We start from the raw sequence: 16,819 nt of genomic DNA, 5'->3' as shown, positions 1-16,819 counted from the left end.
TAATTAAAACCGTATTTTTTATGTCGGGTTAGCAAAGAACTGCTGACCTCTTTATTTTCGTTTAAATTACTAAAACTAACAAACTGTACTGCAGATTTTGAAAAAATCAGATTTCGAAGATACCCTCGATTTTAGTGAATTTCCTCCCATCAGTACCGAAAAGTGGGAAACCGTAATTGAAGGCGATTTAAAAGGAAAGAATTATAAAGAGATCCTCCGCTGGAATTCGGGCGAAGGCATAAGCCCGCTTCCTTTTTATCGGGAAGAGAATCTGAAAAGTTTAAGCCATTCCGGGGTCGCTGTTCAAGACAATGGTAACTGGTGTATAATCGAACCCATTGAGAGCTTAGAGGTAACATCGGCTAATAAAGAAGCACTAGAGGCTCTTGAGAACGGAGCTTTGGGGTTGTCTTTTTCACCAACAGAAAATTATCTGCAATCAAAAGAAGACCTCAAGTCTTTATTAGAAGGTATTCAGATTGAACTTATCACCCTTCAATTCCAAAGTGTTCTTTCAACAAACAAAGTTGCGGAGTGGTTAACAGAACTTTGTAAAGAACGCGGGCTAGAGCCAGATGAACTTAATGTGTTCTTCAATCAAGCTCCGCTTTCTGCTGCAGTTTTGACCGGCAAGCTGGCCTCTGCTTCAAGTATTAGAGAACACTTGCTGAATTTTGGGGCTGATTTCAGCTCATGCACGATTAATGCTTCCATTTATGGAAATGCCGGAGCAACAATAATACAACAGCTGGGTTTTGCCCTAGCGGAAGGAAATGAATATTTGGGGCTTGAGCACAATTTAGCAGACAGAATTAGCTTTAACTTTTCTGTTGGCTCAAACTATTTTCTCGAAATTGCCAAGTTCAGAGCTTTTAGAATAGTATGGTCTCAGGTTTTGGATGAGTATAATCTAAAAGAGAGTAAGTCATATATCTCTGCCGAAACCTGTTTGTGGAATAAATCAAAAACCGACGCCCATAATAATATGCTTCGCGCCACTACGGAAGCAATGTCAGCGGCCTTAGGCGGGGCTGACTCAATAACCATACACCGTTACGATCAGCACTTTTCTGAAAGCTCAGATTTTGCTTCCCGCATTGCCCGAAATACGCAAATCATATTACAGGAAGAGACCTATCTCGATAAAGTCGCTGATCCCGGATCAGGCTCTTATTACATTGAGGTTTTAACAGAGAACATTGCCAAAAAAGCCTGGGAATTATTTCAGGAAATTGAAGGTAAAGGCCGTTTTCATGAATGCCTTAAAAAAGGATTTATCCAGAATTTGATTTCTACATCCAAAGCAGAGAAAGTGAAAGCTTATAAAGAAAAAAGTAAAGTCTTGGTTGGGGTAAATAAATACCAGCCTGAAGGAGATCATCAAAATGCAGACTTCATGATTCAAGGTTTTGAGAATCCTGATTTCAAATCAGCGGAAAAAACAGACATTAAGAAAGTTACTTTTCTGAATATCGAAGCTGAACTTCAAAACGGAGAAGGATAATGAAGAAAGACTTTTCAAAGATCGATTTCAATCCATCCGCAGCTACAAAAAAAGAAACCCAAAATGAACAAGTTTGGGAAACACCTGAGAAGATTTCAGTGAAGCAGCAGTTTTCCAAAGATGACATTCAGGAACTAGAGCACCTGAATTACGCAGCCGGAATTCCTCCTTATCTCCGGGGACCCTACTCGACCATGTATGCTGTTCGGCCATGGACTATTCGCCAATACGCAGGTTTTTCTACAGCGGAAGAATCAAATGCTTTTTACAGAAAAAACTTAGAGGCTGGGCAGAAAGGTCTTTCTGTAGCTTTTGACTTGGCCACCCACCGAGGATATGATTCTGACCATCCCAGAGTTTCAGGTGATGTAGGCAAAGCCGGTGTTGCTATCGATTCGGTTGAGGATATGAAAATCCTTTTCGACCAAATTCCTTTAGATAAAATGTCGGTTTCCATGACCATGAATGGAGCTGTAATTCCCGTCATGGCTTTCTACATTGTAGCTGCTGAAGAGCAGGGCGTAAAACCGGAACAGCTTGCGGGAACCATCCAAAATGATATCCTCAAAGAGTTCATGGTTCGGAATACCTACATCTATCCACCGAAGCCATCTATGAAAATTATAGGGGATATTTTTGAATACACCTCACAGAATATGCCCCGTTTCAATTCCATTTCCGTGAGTGGCTACCATATGCAGGAAGCGGGTGCTACTTGTGATATTGAACTTGCTTACACCTTAGCCGATGGACTCGAGTATCTGCGGACCGGGATTGAAGCCGGAATGGATATTGACGAATTCGCTCCGCGTATCTCATTCTTCTGGGGAATTGGGATGAACCATTTTATGGAGATCGCCAAGATGAGGGCCGCGCGTATGTTGTGGGCTAAAATTGTGAAGTCTTTCAACCCAAAGAATACAAAATCACTTTCGCTTCGAACACATTCTCAAACTTCAGGATGGAGTCTAACCGAACAAGATCCCTTCAATAATGTAGCCCGTACGACTATTGAAGCAATGGCTGCTGCGTTGGGGCATACTCAGTCTCTACATACCAACGCCTTAGATGAGGCCATTGCGCTGCCTACAGATTTCTCAGCCCGTATTGCTCGAAATACTCAGCTTTATCTTCAGGAAGAAACCGGAATAACTAAAGCCGTGGACCCGTGGGCCGGCTCTTATTATGTTGAGTATCTGACCGATAAGATTGCCCGACGTGCCTGGTCGCTTATTGGTGAAGTAGAAGAATTAGGCGGCATGGCCAAAGCGATTGAGACTGGAATTCCCAAAATGAGAATTGAAGAAGCTGCTGCCAGAAAACAAGCACGAATCGATTCCGGGAAAGACACCATTGTAGGAGTGAACAAATTCCAAACGGATGAAAAATCAGAAATTGATGTACGGGATGTAGATAATGTGAAAGTTCGGAAGTCTCAAATCGAACGCATCAACAAAATGAAGGAAGACCGTGATGATGATGCCGTCAAAACAGCTCTCAATAAACTAACACAAGGTGCTGAATCAGGTGATGGAAATTTATTAGCTTTAGCCATTGATGCTGCCCGAGAAAGAGCTACACTTGGCGAGATTTCAGACGCCATGGAAGAAGCTTTTGGGCGATATAAAGCAACCATAAAATCAATTTCCGGCGTGTATTCTTCTGAACTCAAAAATAACGATCAGTTTAAAGCAGCTCTCGAAGCAGCAGACCAATTTGCTGAGTTGGATGGTCGCCGCCCAAGAATCATGGTTGCCAAAATGGGTCAGGATGGGCATGACCGTGGCGCGAAGGTTATTTCTACCAGCTTTGCTGATTTAGGTTTTGATGTAGATATCGGCCCGCTCTTTCAAACCCCTGAAGAAGCTGCCCGGCAAGCTGTTGAAAATGACGTGCATATTTTGGGTGTTTCTAGTCTTGCAGGCGGACATAAAACCTTAGTCCCGGAAGTTATTTCAGAACTCAAGAAACAAGACCGAGAAGATATCATAGTAATTGCCGGCGGAGTGATCCCTCAACAAGATTACGATTTCTTATATGATGCAGGAGTTACAGCTGTATTTGGTCCCGGAACGGTAATTCCCAAAGCAGCAAAACAAATTCTGGATGTGTTGATTGAAAACTATTCCAATGCCTAAAAAAGAACTTTCAGCTCAGGAATTTATAGATGGCATTGTTTCCGGAAACCGCATGCTTCTTAGCCGGGCCATCACTCTTATAGAAAGTACTAAGCAAGAACATCTGGATTTAGCTCAGGAAATTATTGAAGGCTGCCTGCCTCATTCCGGAAATTCCATTCGCATTGGCATTACCGGAGTCCCCGGCGTGGGAAAGAGTACCTTTATAGAGGCGTTCGGAAACTATATCATTGATGAACAAGATCGCTCATTAGCCGTTCTTGCAGTTGACCCCAGCAGCTCAAAAACCCGGGGAAGCATTCTTGGCGACAAAACGCGCATGGAGACGCTATCTCACCACCCCAAGGCTTACATCCGGCCTACCCCCACTTCGGGCTCTCTGGGTGGCGTAGCAAGGAGCACGCGTGAAACCATAACCCTTTGCGAAGCGGCAGGTTTTGATACTATTCTCATTGAAACCGTTGGCGTTGGTCAGTCAGAAACGGCCGTACATTCAATGGTTGATTTCTTTTTACTGTTGATGCTGGCCGGGGCCGGAGATGAGCTTCAGGGTATTAAAAGGGGCATCATGGAAATGGCCGACTCTATTGTCATCAACAAAGCTGATTCAGGAAACGAAGATGCTGCAAAGCGAGCAATGGCAGAGTATAAAAATGCGTTGCACCTTTTCCCTCCCACTGATTCCGGCTGGATTCCTAAAGTTACCACCTGTTCTGCTTTTCACAACAAAGGAATTCCTGATGTTTGGGAAATTGTGGATGAATTTGTTCGCCACACAAAAACCAAAGGTTACTTTGAACAGCAGCGCAAAGAACAAGCAAACTACTGGCTCAACGAAAGCATCAATCAGGAACTCCATCATGCCTTTTATGGAGATCCTAAATTGAAGTCCCGATTGGAATCTTATCGAAAGCAGGTACAGGAAGGTGAAATTTCTTCGTATAAGGCTGCCCGGGATTTGATGAAAGAGTTTTTGGGTAGTTAATTATTCTTCTATCTCAGTTATTGGAAGCATCAAATGATACTTCTAGCGCAAGCGTCCGCTTGTGCAATTTCCCACTTACAGTATAATTTTTGTAAGGAATCATATTAATACGGCTCTTACATAGTAAGTATCAAAAACAAAATCTTACAATGAGCCGAAAATATAAGTTCCATAATCAGTCCAGCCCTTACTTTGTGACTTTTTCTGTGATAAACTGGATTGACGTTTTCATAAGACCAAACTATCAAGAAATCTTACTTAGTAGCTTTAGGTTTTGCCAAAACAAAAAAGGTCTAATTCTTTATGCATGGTGTATAATGCCGAGTCATGTTCATTTAATCATAGGGACAAAAAAGCAACCCATGCAAAATATTCTGCGAGATTTTAAAAGTTTCACCTCAAGAAAGCTTAAAGAAGAGATTGCATCTTATCCGAAAGAAAGTCGGAAAGAATGGATGACTTGGATGATGAAAAGAGCCGGACTAAAAAATGGGAATAACCATAACTGGCAATTTTGGCAACAACATAATCACCCTATAGAATTAACTTCAGGCAATATGATTCATCAAAAATTGGAGTATTTGCATTTCAACCCTGTGAAAGCTGGTTTTGTTAAGCATCCCAAACATTGGAAGTATAGTAGCGCCGATGACTATTATGGTGGCAAAGGAATACTGGATATTGAAATTATTTACTAGTTATTGATGGGTACTATTCCGTCCAAGCGGACGCTTGAACTAGTCTTGCTAATAATTTTTCATCGCCACTTCTAGCGCAAGCGTCCGCTTGTGCGAAGTTAATATCTAAAGCATCAAATGCTTTAGCCAATTGATATGTTTACCTTTCTGAAAATCATACACAAAACTGTTTAGATAAATGAATTATAGAACGTTAGGCAAAACCGGATTCAAAATTTCTGAAGTATCGCTTGGAACATGGCAGCTTGGAGGAAAATGGGGAACCGAATTTGATCATAATGTAGCCCAAAAGACTCTGGAAGAAGCTATAGCTCATGGCTGTAATTTCATTGATACCGCAGATGTGTATAAGGCAACCGACAGTGAAGTTGCGGTAGGTAAAGCCATCAAAAATGCTGACAAACGAATTTATGTTGCCACTAAATGCGGACGGCAGATTAATCCTCACACTAACGAAAATTATACAGCTGAAAAGCTTCGGAGTTATGTAGAGGACTCTCTCCAACGGTTAGATGTTGAAACCATCGACCTTATTCAACTTCACTGCCCGCCAACAGAAGTTTATTATCGGCCTGAGATTTTTGGTGAATTTGAGAAACTTAAAGAGGAAGGCAAAATCCAAAATCTCGGTGTTAGCATCGAGAAGGTTGAAGAAGGTTTAAAAGCTCTGGAATATGATAACGTGACGAGCATTCAGGTAATTTATAATATGTTTCGTCAGCGACCGCATGAGCTCCTTTTTCCTAAAGCAAAAGAAAAGAATATAGGTATCATCGTCAGAGTACCTTTGGCTAGTGGATTGCTGACGGGTAAGTTTTCTAAAGACACGACTTTTGGAGAGAATGATCACCGTAATTTCAATCGTGATGGAAGTGCTTTTGATGTTGGGGAGACCTTTTCCGGTATTCCTTACGAAACCGGTATTGAAGCTGTAGAAAAATTGAAAGACCACCTTCCTGACAACCAGGATTTGGTACAACTTGCACTGAAATGGGTGCTAATGAGAGATGAAGTCAGCTGTGTGATACCGGGTGCATCATCTGTTAAACACGTTGCTGATAACCTTGCAGCTTCTGATGCTGATCCCATTTCTGATAATATCATGAATGAAATTGAAAAGATTTATGAAGATGATATCAAGCCCTTAGTTCATCAGCGGTGGTAGTTAAGGGCAACACAAGCGGACGCTTGCGCTATTTTTGGGAATCTTGATTAGGTGATTGGTGACATGCTTAACCAATAAAAATCAATGAACCCTAGTTCAGGTTCATATCGGTTTGGGCTGAACTGAAAGCTACGTCTTCATCGAACTTCTGGGTTCCAAAGCTTTCTTCCATTTCTGCACGCAGTTTCTGGATGGTAAGTCCACTGGTAAGCGCTCCGTTTCTGGCGATAGATATACGCCCAGTCTCTTCTGAAACCACAATCACGAATACGTTATTGGATTCGCTAATACCTACGGCAGCTCTGTGACGTGTTCCAAATGAAGATGAAATATTTGGGTTTTGTGAGATGGGCAAATAACAACTTGCAGCAACAATTCTATTTCCGCGGATTACGACAGCCCCATCATGTAGCGGTGTTTCTTTTTGAAAAATCGTGTTGATGAGCTCACTGCGTATTTCAGCATCAATATTTACCCCGGCATCTACTAAATCCTGCAGTGACGATGTTCGTGCAAATACAATAAGTGCACCTGTTTTATTCTTCGACATTTCTTTCACCGCATCAATGATCTCATCAATAGTCCGGTCAGAATTCGAGGTCGAGAAAAAGCGATCGAGACTGGTATTGGTTCCAAGCCTGTATAAAAGTTTCCGTATCTCTGGCTGAAATAGGATAATTAAAGCGATCACCCCAACATCTAAAATCTGACTGAGTATCGAATTAATGGTGGTAAAGCCGAGCAAACCAATTATCACGTTGATAATCACTACAAACAATATTCCCAACGCAGCCTGAATGGCAAACGTACCCTTCACCCACCGGTATAAATATACCAGTACAAGTGCTATGACAAGCGTTTCGGCAAAATCTTTTAAGCCGAACTCAAGGAAACCAATGGGAAACAAGGCCGCCGGGTTAGGTTATTGTTGGGTTTGAACTGCGTTGAATATACGAATTGAATCGGAAGCTTCCTTCACATCATGAACACGCAATATATTTGCACCTTTCATAAGCGCATGATAGTGAAGAGCAACGGTTCCAATCATTCTTTCGTCTGTAGGCCGGTTATCTAAAATACTACCGATCATGGATTTGCGCGAAGCTCCAACTAATATAGGAAAACCAAATTTTTTAAACTTGTCAAGATGAGCAACCAGTTTAAGATTGTGCTCCAGCGTTTTTCCAAAGCCAATGCCGGGATCAAGTACAATATGATGAACCCCTCTTTTTTTAGCTTCCTTAGCTTGCCGTTCAAAGAAAGACATCACATCATTGACCACATCGTCATATTCAGGGTTATTCTGCATCGTTTTAGAATCCCCCTGTGAATGCATCAGAATATAAGTAGCACCAAATTCAGCACACAGATCTGCAAGGCGGGGTTCTTTTTGAAGGCCGCTTACATCGTTAACGATTTTAACACCCGCTTCCAATGCTTTCTTTGCAACCTCAAACTTCGTGGTGTCTATAGAAAAGATGGCATTGCTAAAAGTGGGGATAGCTTTTTCGAGTAACGGTATAACCCGTGCTATTTCATCATCCACAGTAACAAGATCAGCTCCCGGCCGCGTTGATTCACCTCCCACATCAATAATATCAGCCCCATTTTGAAGCATAATGTGAATGCGGTCCATTGCCCTGCTGTGATCCTCATATTGCCCGCCATCGCTAAATGAGTCAGGCGTAGCGTTGATAATCCCCATTATTTTTGGAGATGAAGACGCGCTTAATAAGTAAGTAAGTTTTTGCAAGAATAGGTTCTCTAAGATAGATCAATTCTATCCGGCTTTCGCCAATTAACCTTCTAATGAACTAACTACCAGGTTTCTACCAGCTGATCTTTTTTGTCTTCTTTTTCTGCCCATTCGTCGGCGTCAGGTAAAGCATCCTGAGTTTCGTTGATGATACGATCTTCCCAATTTTCAGCAAGCCTTTCATTGAGATCAATATAGTCTTCCCATTTCTCGGGCACTTCATCATCAGGATAAATAGCTTCTACAGGGCATTCTGAAACGCAAGCATCGCAGTCGATACATTCCATTGGATCAATTACGAGGAAGTTAGGTCCTTCCCGAAATGCATCTACCGGACATACGGCAGCGCAGTTAGTATATTTACATTGGATGCAGGGTTCGGTAACAATGTATGGCATGTTTTTAAGCTATTTAATTTTAAAAGACTGAAATAGTTAGCAAGCGGAATATCCCCTCACTTTTAGACATATGCAATCTTAATAAGGTGTTTGGAAGCGATTTTCTAAAGAAAAAGTTTCTCTTATTGCTTCAACATCACAGAAACGGTGTTTAAATTCCCATCGGTTTGAGCCGGTTCAACCTCTAAAAGGTGCGCCATCAATGCGTATAAATGCACGTTTTGAAATGCTTGCATCCTGTATCCGCTTTTGAAATCAGGTCCGTTTGCTACAAAAATCGCGTGCATTTCCGTCTCCATATTATCAAAACCATGAACTCCACCTGAAGGATAATTATCTCGAGATTCAAAATAATCTCTGGAATTAATAGTGTATCCAAGGTCAGCCACCATTAGCAACTCTGGTATTCTGGGGTGATTTTTAAGATGATATCGATCCGGAATATCTTCCTTCTTATAGACTTTGAAATTCTCTTCGTTTGCTTTCAGGGCATTATAAACTTCATCTAATTTTCCGTCTTTCACATTAGCCATTAACGAAGGACTGTACTCAACAAGCTCAAGATCGTCTGGATCTATCATATCGTCCAAAACAACTTTTCGATCCGGGGATACTTCAGCCATGCCGTGATCAGAAACAATCATAAGGTTGGTGTATTCTTTGAGTCTGGACTGGTTCATCTTTTCAATCAGGTATCCCACTAAGTCATCGGCTCGCCTGATAGCTTCCACCACTTCCGGAGAATCAGGTCCATACCTGTGACCCCTGCTATCCACAAAACTAAAATAAACCGTCGCGAAATCTACTTCCAATTCGTTTCCATACGAAAGCCATTTAACAACGCTATCGATACGAGCAGAATCAGGCATGCTTCCATCGTAACTCTTCCAGTGAGTTGGGCGCATATCCTGTATGGGTGTTTCCGAGCCAACCCAAAACATCGTGCCGGCCTGTTTGCCGTTCTTTTCCACCGTATTCCAGATGGGCTCGCCTTGGTACCAATCTGGGTTCTCGACTGCATCTCTGTTCCCCATCGAAAACCGAGCATCCATTTCAGGATCATACATGCTGTTTCCTACAAAGCCATTATTCTCAGGATACAACCCCGTGGCAATAGCATAATAGTTTGGAAATGTTTTAGACGGAAAGATAGGAATCAAGCCATCACTTATAACTCCACCTTCAACCAAATGATCGAAATTGGGAGTTTCGGCTTTGGATAAATAGTCATATCTAAATCCGTCAAAAGATAGGAGGAGAAGTTTTTCTCCTTTAGGAGTATGGCTTGTCTCTTGCTGACATCCGAAAGCAAAAAGACATGAAATCACTATTAGCGGAAGGAATACATGCCTTTTCATCTGTCTTATATTTTACTCGAAGTCGGTGGTTAGTTTATAGCGGGCAATACGGTTGTTGCCAGTATCTGCTACATATACTACCTGATTATAGTAAGCTACTCCGCTTGGTGATTTGAATTGCTTTGGTCCCGCTCCAAATTCCCCAAAAGAAACTAATACTTGTTTGGTCTGATTTTCAGCTCCGGGAGGTGGAGGTACGCCTTCTTGTCCATTAGACTGAAACTGATATAGTTTATGCTGAGCTGCATCAACTACAAAGATAAAGCTGTCATCATCGCCACCAAAAGCAACGTCTGTTGGTTGTTGAAATTTATCCGGCTCGTACAAGAACCCGTCCGCTTGTGTTGTATCCTGTGCCAGGAGCTGTGAGTTTTGTTCGAAGATTAATCCATCGGGAGTTTCCACAGCATTTATCCAAAGTACTCTGAAAGAAATGTCTCGTGTTTGGTCAGCTTGGGCAACAATGAAGCTTCTGTCTTCGGTAAATGTATCTCGCTGAGGTGGTGATACAAAAGTCACAATTGAGCTTAGCCCAACTCCACTTCTGAGTGAAGGAGTTGTAGGATTCAAAGTTCGAATTTGACGAATATTCTCCATTTTGTCGGTCAGCTCACCATCAACTCGTACTCTTCGAAACTCTAAAACAGTGTTATCAGGAGCAGCTACCTGAGTAGTTGAATTGGATGGGCCCCGACGTGTCACATATAAACTGTTATCAGCTAATGTAGCAAGACCTGTAATTTCGACCCGCTCATAATTATTTGCAGAATTACGATTCAACCGCGCATTTTGAGCGGCGGAGGTACTTAAACTTGCATCATCGAATGGAAAGATCAGTGTATCTACTACAGTGAGAGGTCCAGTACCATTAAGATTCTTAATTTTAAAAACCGCCGGGAGATTCCAGGTTATGTTTGGGTCTACCGATTCGATAACCGTATCAATTCTTGCTGAGACATAAACGTTTAGCAAGCGATCCTGAGTTACGGAATTTGCGCCATTTAATTCTACTGTAATTCGGGGATTTAAGTCTGCCCTGTCTGTTAAATGTAATCCTTCGCTGTCGGTCACATACACAAAGCGGTCAAAACCAACGTAAACATCAGTAGGGGCGTCAAAGTTACCCCAGAAAGGAAGAACAGGAGCATAACCTTCTACCGTTTCAAGTGTTGGATCGATACTACCTTCTTCAAAAATCTCGTCAGTAGTATCATTGTCTTTGGCTCCAAAAATATTATCGCAACCATACAAGAACCCTGCTGACAGTACTACTAAACCTATAAATAATCTATTCACTACTTTTTTCATAAAGCTACACTTAAACCAATTCTATGAATTCCACCTAAACGTTCAAATACTGTGTACCCGTAATCTGCTTTCAAGCTTTTACCGGCAAATGGAACTTTTACACCGGCTCCAAAACTTGGCCATTCTCTTTCTTCTACCCCAAATTCATACCCTGTTCTTACAAAAAACTGATCCATGAACCCATACTCACCACCAATATTTAACTGTTCAGAGTTATCACTTGGGTTTGTGATCTGTGCGGTGAACAGTAACGCGTGATTTTCAGTATCAATAATATCGTAAGCCGCAGCAATATTGAATCTGGTCGGTAATGATAAATTACTCTCCGGTTCTTCTTGTACTACTTCACCACCAGTAAGAGTTCGTTCAACGGTACCACTAGGAGCCGCTTCCAGACCAAAGTTGTTGAGACTTACTCCAAACCGTAATCCGGTATCGCCCACGTAGTATAGAAACCCAAAATCGATAGCGCCTGTCTGGTAACTCACATCAATATATTTTTCGGCTAGATACCGAAAAGTAATTCCATAGCTGAAAAGCTCTGTAATCTGGTGTGATCCGGTAAGTCCGGCTGAAACATGATGAGTACTAAATGACAGACCTGTACCAAGTGGCTGGGTTTCGGTAGTTTCCATTATCTCACCTGAATTCAGGTATTGGATGCTACCGCCAACAGCAAATTTTCCAAATTTATGGATATAACTCAGGTACTCAAGATTAATGTCAGCCACATATTGGGTGTGGTTAACCATCACATTCGAGCTTCCTAAAACGGATGCGTTTGCTGGGTTCCAGTACAAACTAGAGCCGTCAATAGCATCTGCCATATTTGAATTACCCATTGCAGCACTTCGGGCATCTATTGAAATTTTTGCAAATTGAAATCCTTCCGTTCCTGCTCTGTCTTCTCCATAGCTTGTTTGTGCGGAAATATCCTGTGCAAGGAACAACGCTCCGATAAGTATCAACCAACTACTTTTTGTCAATGATTTAATGAGTTTCATAATTAAAAGTTTATAGATACTCCGAATACGATGTGACGCTGCTCCAGATAATTGGCCGGGTTTTCGTAGGCCGGCAAGTTATTATCAGTTGGATCTAGGTAACGAGGATCTCTTACATTGCTTGGCACATCATAGCTTCTGTTATCTCTCAATGCAGTCAATGATGACTGATTAGCAGGGTATTGTTTATATCCTTTTCCAGTTACCGGATTAATAATAACCGAACTCTGATTATTCAAAATATTTGTGATCTCAAGGAAGGCCGCAATTCGTGTTCCATTTACATCAAACCACTTTCGGACATTAAAATCCATATAGAACCAAGCGGGCCCCACTTCACTGTATCTATCTGCAGGGTCAGTTAATCGCTCATAAATTGGTCTCCAGTCACGAACACCAGTCACCGGGTTTCGCTCAAAACCAATAAACTCATACGGCGTATATCTTTGTCCACTTCGCCATACTGCAGATAAAAACATCTGGAACTGGTTTAATGGACCTAAATCGAAAAGAGGATCTTCCCTGTCATAGGTAAAACGTATGTTCCCTTTGATGTCAAAAGGGCGATCCCAGGCTAGTGGGGTTTCTACATTATTTCCCACATTTTGGCTGGCATTAATTGCATTGAGGTTATCATCGTTTGTTGAGCTAAGTCCTTCAGCTCGTGAATAGGTGAATGAAACCTGACCTTGCAATAGATCTTTATACCGCTTGATGTAGCTTACTTCCACACCTCGGGATCGTGCATAATCACCGTTAATTCTGAATGCTTTCGTTGTCGGCCTTCCATCAATATCGGAAACCGTTATTAGCTCAGAAGTTACAAAGTCATACTTATCACGCCAGAATGCTGAGACGTTCAAGGCATCGTTTGCCGTAATCTGATTACGTAGTCCAATTTCGTATGAAATATCAATTTCGCGATTCAGATTTGGATTACCCAAGTTAGGCAAGTCTGACTGATCCTGATAAAATGGGTCAAGCCCGGCATACACAAATCTCGGGTGAGGAATACGGGCTGAGTGTCCATAATTAAAGAACAGCACCTGATTCTCTCTTACCGGAAAAGACACATTCACCTTAGGTAAAAAGATGAATTTGAACCTGTTTCCAAATATTTCTGTGGTTTCGTCCAAATAATCCTGGGCAATGAATTCTGGTATTGTAGAGTAGGTATTTGGATCTAAAGCTTCTGCCACCCGGTCATCTATGTAAGAACCTGGTGACCAATATTCGAAACGCCCACCAATATTAGCGATCAATCCGTTATAACGAATTTTGTCAGTTAGGAAAATAGCTCCTCGCATTGGCTGTACGTTCCATGCGTCAAAACTTTCACCAACTCGAAACGTTTCAGAAACAGTATTATCATCAATTCGGATAGGTGCTCCAATCCATGGACGAGTTATATCAATCCACTGGTAGTCATTAAATTTCATCTCAAAGCCGACAACCAACTGATTATTTCGCTCATTGAAATATTTGGTGAGGCTTGATTTCAGCGTTACTTCTTCCGCAAAGTGATCGTGCCAAAGTGTAGCAATACCGCCGTTATTTATATAACCCGGACCGGATAAGACGTAGGTAAAGTCATCTGTTCCTTCAAACTCTTCTCCCGGGTAGGTATTGATACTTCCCGGATCAAATTCACCATCCACATTCTCAGGTCTCCAGTCGCGGCCGTTAGCATCTGCTCGTAATCGAGTAAATAGTCGGCTTACCTGAACTTCATAAAAAGCCGTTTGGGTTACCGTGTGTGTCCACTTCAAGTAAGACAGGTTACTATCGTGCGTGTAGGTATTTGCATTATCAAGGAAACCGTTAGAGAAAGCAAACTGAAACCCTGGCTGAATCTGCGTATCCGCTCCGGTAATTTGAAGCATTCGGGTGTTCTGGTTAATAGTAAGCGACCTCTGATAAGCTCCCTGCAGTCTCATTCCCGGCTTGATATTATACGTCAACTTAAACATCCCGTTCCAGCGATTACCCTGGCGTGGTGACCAAAAATCGGTGTCTACAATTGAAGACTGAATTTGGTCTGCTGATAACTTCGTGTATCCATCTGCTAAGCCAACCTGACCCGTTGCATAAAAATAGATATCCCCCGGTATGTTGATATTTGCCAGAGGTAGTAGCTTTTTGGTGATAGGTTCAGGCCCACCGAGCGTAAGTTCATAAACATCTTCATAGAAATTGGCCTGATTCGACATCACGTTAGAACCAAAATTATCTCTCTTATGAGAGAAGCTTCCTTCGTAACTATCTCCGCCATCCCGAGTTTGAACAGCAACAACCCCAGATGTTACATCTCCATATTCAGCTCCAACTCCACCGGTAATAACTTCAACATTGCTGAATGAGTTTGAACCTAAATCTAATCCAAACCCTGTTCCAGCCAATGGATCCTGTGCGGAGACACCGTCTACAACATAGCCGGTTTCGTAAGCACGACCACCTTTGATATATAATCCTGTTGGGTCTTTAACAACTCCAGATTGCAGTGCAACTGCATCTTCTACTCGTTGAATTGGAGCTGCTTCAATATCAGTCCTTGAAATGGTTGCTGAGGTAGTTGATTTTTCTACATCAAAAATTGGAGCTGCACCTATTACGACTACCTCTTCTTCTGCACTCAGTACCTGCTCCCGAAGAGCATAGTCCAGCTCGGTAGTTTCACCAGCTGTAACTCTGATACCAGTCAGCAACACTGTTTCAAAACCTATATACGTGATTTCAATATTATATTCTCCCGGACGAATATTGTTGATAGTATATTCTCCATCAATGTTTGTTGCGGAACCGAAAGATGTCCCAACAATCCTGACGTTCACTCCAATGAGTCTTTCCTCGCTTGGGTCAGCTGTGATGGTTCCTTCAATTGAACCTGTATTCTGCCCGAAAGCTAGAGTTGTTGTCAGTATCGTAGTGAGTAATAAAAGCAGATTAATTTTTTTCATCATAATCTCAGTTGCTAAAGCCTAACCTTTGGATACACATTTCTCTGATAAAATCAGCCACATTATTATTCCCATTTAAAAGGGTGAGGTCTAGGCCAAAATAAATTAGGTCCCCTTCTTCGTTTTCTACAGAAACATTTTCAAAGCCTGTATAATCTTGAGTAGACCCCAATACTGTAGTCGCTCTAAAATTAGTATCATATAAAGCAGTTGCTGCTGGTATTGGCTTGAGTGGGTAAACACCAACTTGCCGTCCTTCCGTTTTAAGAACTATATCGGTTATACCATTTACAGGATTTATATCCACTCCTGAATTTATAACCAACCCTGTCTGTTGACCAGTAAGGTTTCCAACAGAGTCAACAGGAATAAAATTAAATACCTCATCTTCTTCCCTTAGGTCTTTCATAGGAATGTTTACGAACATTGTACCACCTGCTTCAAAAAATTCACCGGTGATATTTAGAGCGTGAACTATATTCCGATCAAGGTCATCTGACAACCAGTAAATGTGATCCCATTTTGCTAATGTTTTACTAAGAGTTGGATCTATCACCGTAGGAAATTGATCTGATAGTTCAATAGTCCCAAGAGATGGTTGTCCTGTATTGATAAACCAGACATCTGGAGTTATGCCATTTTCACTTAAATAAGACAAGTGTTGATTCTGAACTTCAACATAGTTTGAGGCGCCAAAATCGTTTAAGAATAGTACTTTTGATTGCTGTTCTTTAATATACCAACTCAAAGTATCAACGCTACTTACTGCCCCTGCTTGATCAATAGATCTGATATATGCTGTATTTTTAGCTCCAACTTCTACACCGGGAAGTTGAATCGGGTCGCCTGACTCATAAACCCCTGTTCTGTAAGCACGGCCAAGAAATACATTAGCAGTTTTTACTCCACTTGTACTATTATCTACCTCAAGAGAAATAAATAAACGCCCTTCATTTTCTTCAGAAAGAGGGATATCCACCCAGCCATTTACTGTATCATTGATGGCAATTTCCGTTGACCTGATATTTCCTAAGCCATCCGGATCAAAGACCCTCCATCCAAAACTACTAATAGAGAATAAAGTATCTGGCGGAGTTTCATTGGCATTGAACGATACTGTTGGGTTTGAGTTAACAATAGGGTAAACCAGACGGGCACCATCTGGATCTCTTTCACCATCGTCATCCACAGCGCGTACTTTGAATAATACATCATCTGTTTCCTGACCTTCTGTAATTGGCAGAATAAAGGTGCTGTCAGATCGCTCTGTAAAAGTCCATGCACCCTCGCTTGTATCATTTATGGCGTACTCATATCCCACCACATATCCATCAGGGTCATTGCCCCACCAAGAGATATTAATCTGACTGGATAGCCTGAAATCATCTCCCCTGTTTATTCTCTCAACCGTTAGGTTTGTTGATGGTGCCTGATTTTCAGAAGATGTTCCTGATAACCCAGTATCACATCCTGAGATAAATATGCTTGCACATACTACAGCTAAAACTAAAATGCGGGATTTATACATCTGAACTTTTTAATTGTAAA

The 16,819-nt window shown here is 41.7% G+C and carries 13 protein-coding genes; 5 read left to right on the top strand and 8 right to left on the bottom strand.

The window, feature by feature from the left end:
* Positions 1-88: 88 nt before the first annotated feature.
* The 5 genes from CL667_04305 (at position 89) to CL667_04285 (ending at position 6,490) form a co-directional block, all read left to right on the top strand.
* A complete protein-coding gene (locus CL667_04305; protein ID MAL16915.1) occupies positions 89-1,504 on the top strand; it encodes a hypothetical protein in 1,416 nt (471 codons plus the stop codon).
* Complete coding sequence (locus CL667_04300; GenBank protein MAL16914.1) at positions 1,504-3,642, top strand: methylmalonyl-CoA mutase; 2,139 nt, start codon at positions 1,504-1,506, stop codon at positions 3,640-3,642. The genes CL667_04305 and CL667_04300 overlap by 1 nt, the downstream gene beginning before the upstream one ends.
* On the top strand, positions 3,635-4,627 hold the full coding sequence (locus CL667_04295; protein MAL16913.1) for a methylmalonyl Co-A mutase-associated GTPase MeaB: 993 nt from the start codon (positions 3,635-3,637) through the stop codon (positions 4,625-4,627). Before CL667_04300 ends, CL667_04295 begins: the two co-directional genes overlap by 8 nt.
* A gap of 149 nt (positions 4,628-4,776) precedes the next feature.
* Positions 4,777-5,325: a transposase gene (locus tag CL667_04290; protein ID MAL16912.1), complete on the top strand. Its 549-nt coding sequence runs from the start codon at positions 4,777-4,779 to the stop codon at positions 5,323-5,325.
* 178 nt (positions 5,326-5,503) lie between these two features.
* Entirely contained in the window at positions 5,504-6,490 is a 987-nt protein-coding gene (locus tag CL667_04285) for an aldo/keto reductase (protein MAL16911.1), read from the top strand.
* A 91-nt stretch (positions 6,491-6,581) separates the two neighbouring features.
* On the opposite strand, the gene CL667_04280 is transcribed toward CL667_04285, so the two are convergent.
* The 8 genes from CL667_04280 to CL667_04245 all read right to left on the bottom strand — a co-directional run bounded on the left by CL667_04280 (position 6,582) and on the right by CL667_04245 (position 16,799).
* The gene (locus CL667_04280; protein MAL16910.1) at positions 6,582-7,397 is read right to left on the bottom strand and encodes a TIGR00159 family protein; all 816 of its coding nucleotides are present in this window, start codon (positions 7,395-7,397) and stop codon (positions 6,582-6,584) included.
* A 15-nt stretch (positions 7,398-7,412) separates the two neighbouring features.
* On the bottom strand, positions 7,413-8,195 hold the full coding sequence (gene folP / locus CL667_04275) for a dihydropteroate synthase (GenBank protein MAL16909.1): 783 nt from the start codon (positions 8,193-8,195) through the stop codon (positions 7,413-7,415).
* A 113-nt stretch (positions 8,196-8,308) separates the two neighbouring features.
* Positions 8,309-8,644, bottom strand: coding sequence for a ferredoxin (locus CL667_04270; GenBank protein ID MAL16908.1), 336 nt, complete (start codon positions 8,642-8,644; stop codon positions 8,309-8,311).
* A 122-nt stretch (positions 8,645-8,766) separates the two neighbouring features.
* On the bottom strand, positions 8,767-10,002 hold the full coding sequence (locus CL667_04265) for an alkaline phosphatase family protein (protein MAL16907.1): 1,236 nt from the start codon (positions 10,000-10,002) through the stop codon (positions 8,767-8,769).
* Positions 10,003-10,014: 12 nt separating this feature from the next.
* A complete protein-coding gene (locus CL667_04260) occupies positions 10,015-11,310 on the bottom strand; it encodes a hypothetical protein (GenBank protein MAL16906.1) in 1,296 nt (431 codons plus the stop codon).
* On the bottom strand, positions 11,307-12,278 hold the full coding sequence (locus tag CL667_04255) for a hypothetical protein (GenBank protein MAL16905.1): 972 nt from the start codon (positions 12,276-12,278) through the stop codon (positions 11,307-11,309). Before CL667_04255 ends, CL667_04260 begins: the two co-directional genes overlap by 4 nt.
* A gap of 38 nt (positions 12,279-12,316) precedes the next feature.
* The gene (locus tag CL667_04250; GenBank protein ID MAL16904.1) at positions 12,317-15,271 is read right to left on the bottom strand and encodes a TonB-dependent receptor; all 2,955 of its coding nucleotides are present in this window, start codon (positions 15,269-15,271) and stop codon (positions 12,317-12,319) included.
* A gap of 7 nt (positions 15,272-15,278) precedes the next feature.
* Positions 15,279-16,799, bottom strand: coding sequence for a hypothetical protein (locus CL667_04245; protein MAL16903.1), 1,521 nt, complete (start codon positions 16,797-16,799; stop codon positions 15,279-15,281).
* Positions 16,800-16,819: the final 20 nt, after the last annotated feature.

It is taken from the genome of Balneola sp. (assembly GCA_002694685.1).
Lineage (GTDB): Bacteria > Bacteroidota > Rhodothermia > Balneolales > Balneolaceae > Gracilimonas.
This window is presented reverse-complemented; position numbering and strand designations above follow the sequence as displayed.

Bases quoted from the DNA above. Each gene is read 5' to 3' on its own strand.
- CL667_04265 (MAL16907.1), bottom strand. From the start codon at position 10,002: ATGAAAAGGCATGTATTCCTTCCGCTAATAGTGATTTCATGTCTTTTT.
- CL667_04285 (MAL16911.1), top strand. From the start codon at position 5,504: ATGAATTATAGAACGTTAGGCAAAACCGGATTCAAAATTTCTGAAGTA.
- CL667_04245 (MAL16903.1), bottom strand. From the start codon at position 16,799: ATGTATAAATCCCGCATTTTAGTTTTAGCTGTAGTATGTGCAAGCATA.
- CL667_04270 (MAL16908.1), bottom strand. From the start codon at position 8,644: ATGCCATACATTGTTACCGAACCCTGCATCCAATGTAAATATACTAAC.
- folP (MAL16909.1), bottom strand. From the start codon at position 8,195: ATGGGGATTATCAACGCTACGCCTGACTCATTTAGCGATGGCGGGCAA.
- CL667_04250 (MAL16904.1), bottom strand. From the start codon at position 15,271: ATGAAAAAAATTAATCTGCTTTTATTACTCACTACGATACTGACAACA.
- CL667_04300 (MAL16914.1), top strand. From the start codon at position 1,504: ATGAAGAAAGACTTTTCAAAGATCGATTTCAATCCATCCGCAGCTACA.
- CL667_04260 (MAL16906.1), bottom strand. From the start codon at position 11,310: ATGAAAAAAGTAGTGAATAGATTATTTATAGGTTTAGTAGTACTGTCA.
- CL667_04290 (MAL16912.1), top strand. From the start codon at position 4,777: ATGAGCCGAAAATATAAGTTCCATAATCAGTCCAGCCCTTACTTTGTG.
- CL667_04295 (MAL16913.1), top strand. From the start codon at position 3,635: ATGCCTAAAAAAGAACTTTCAGCTCAGGAATTTATAGATGGCATTGTT.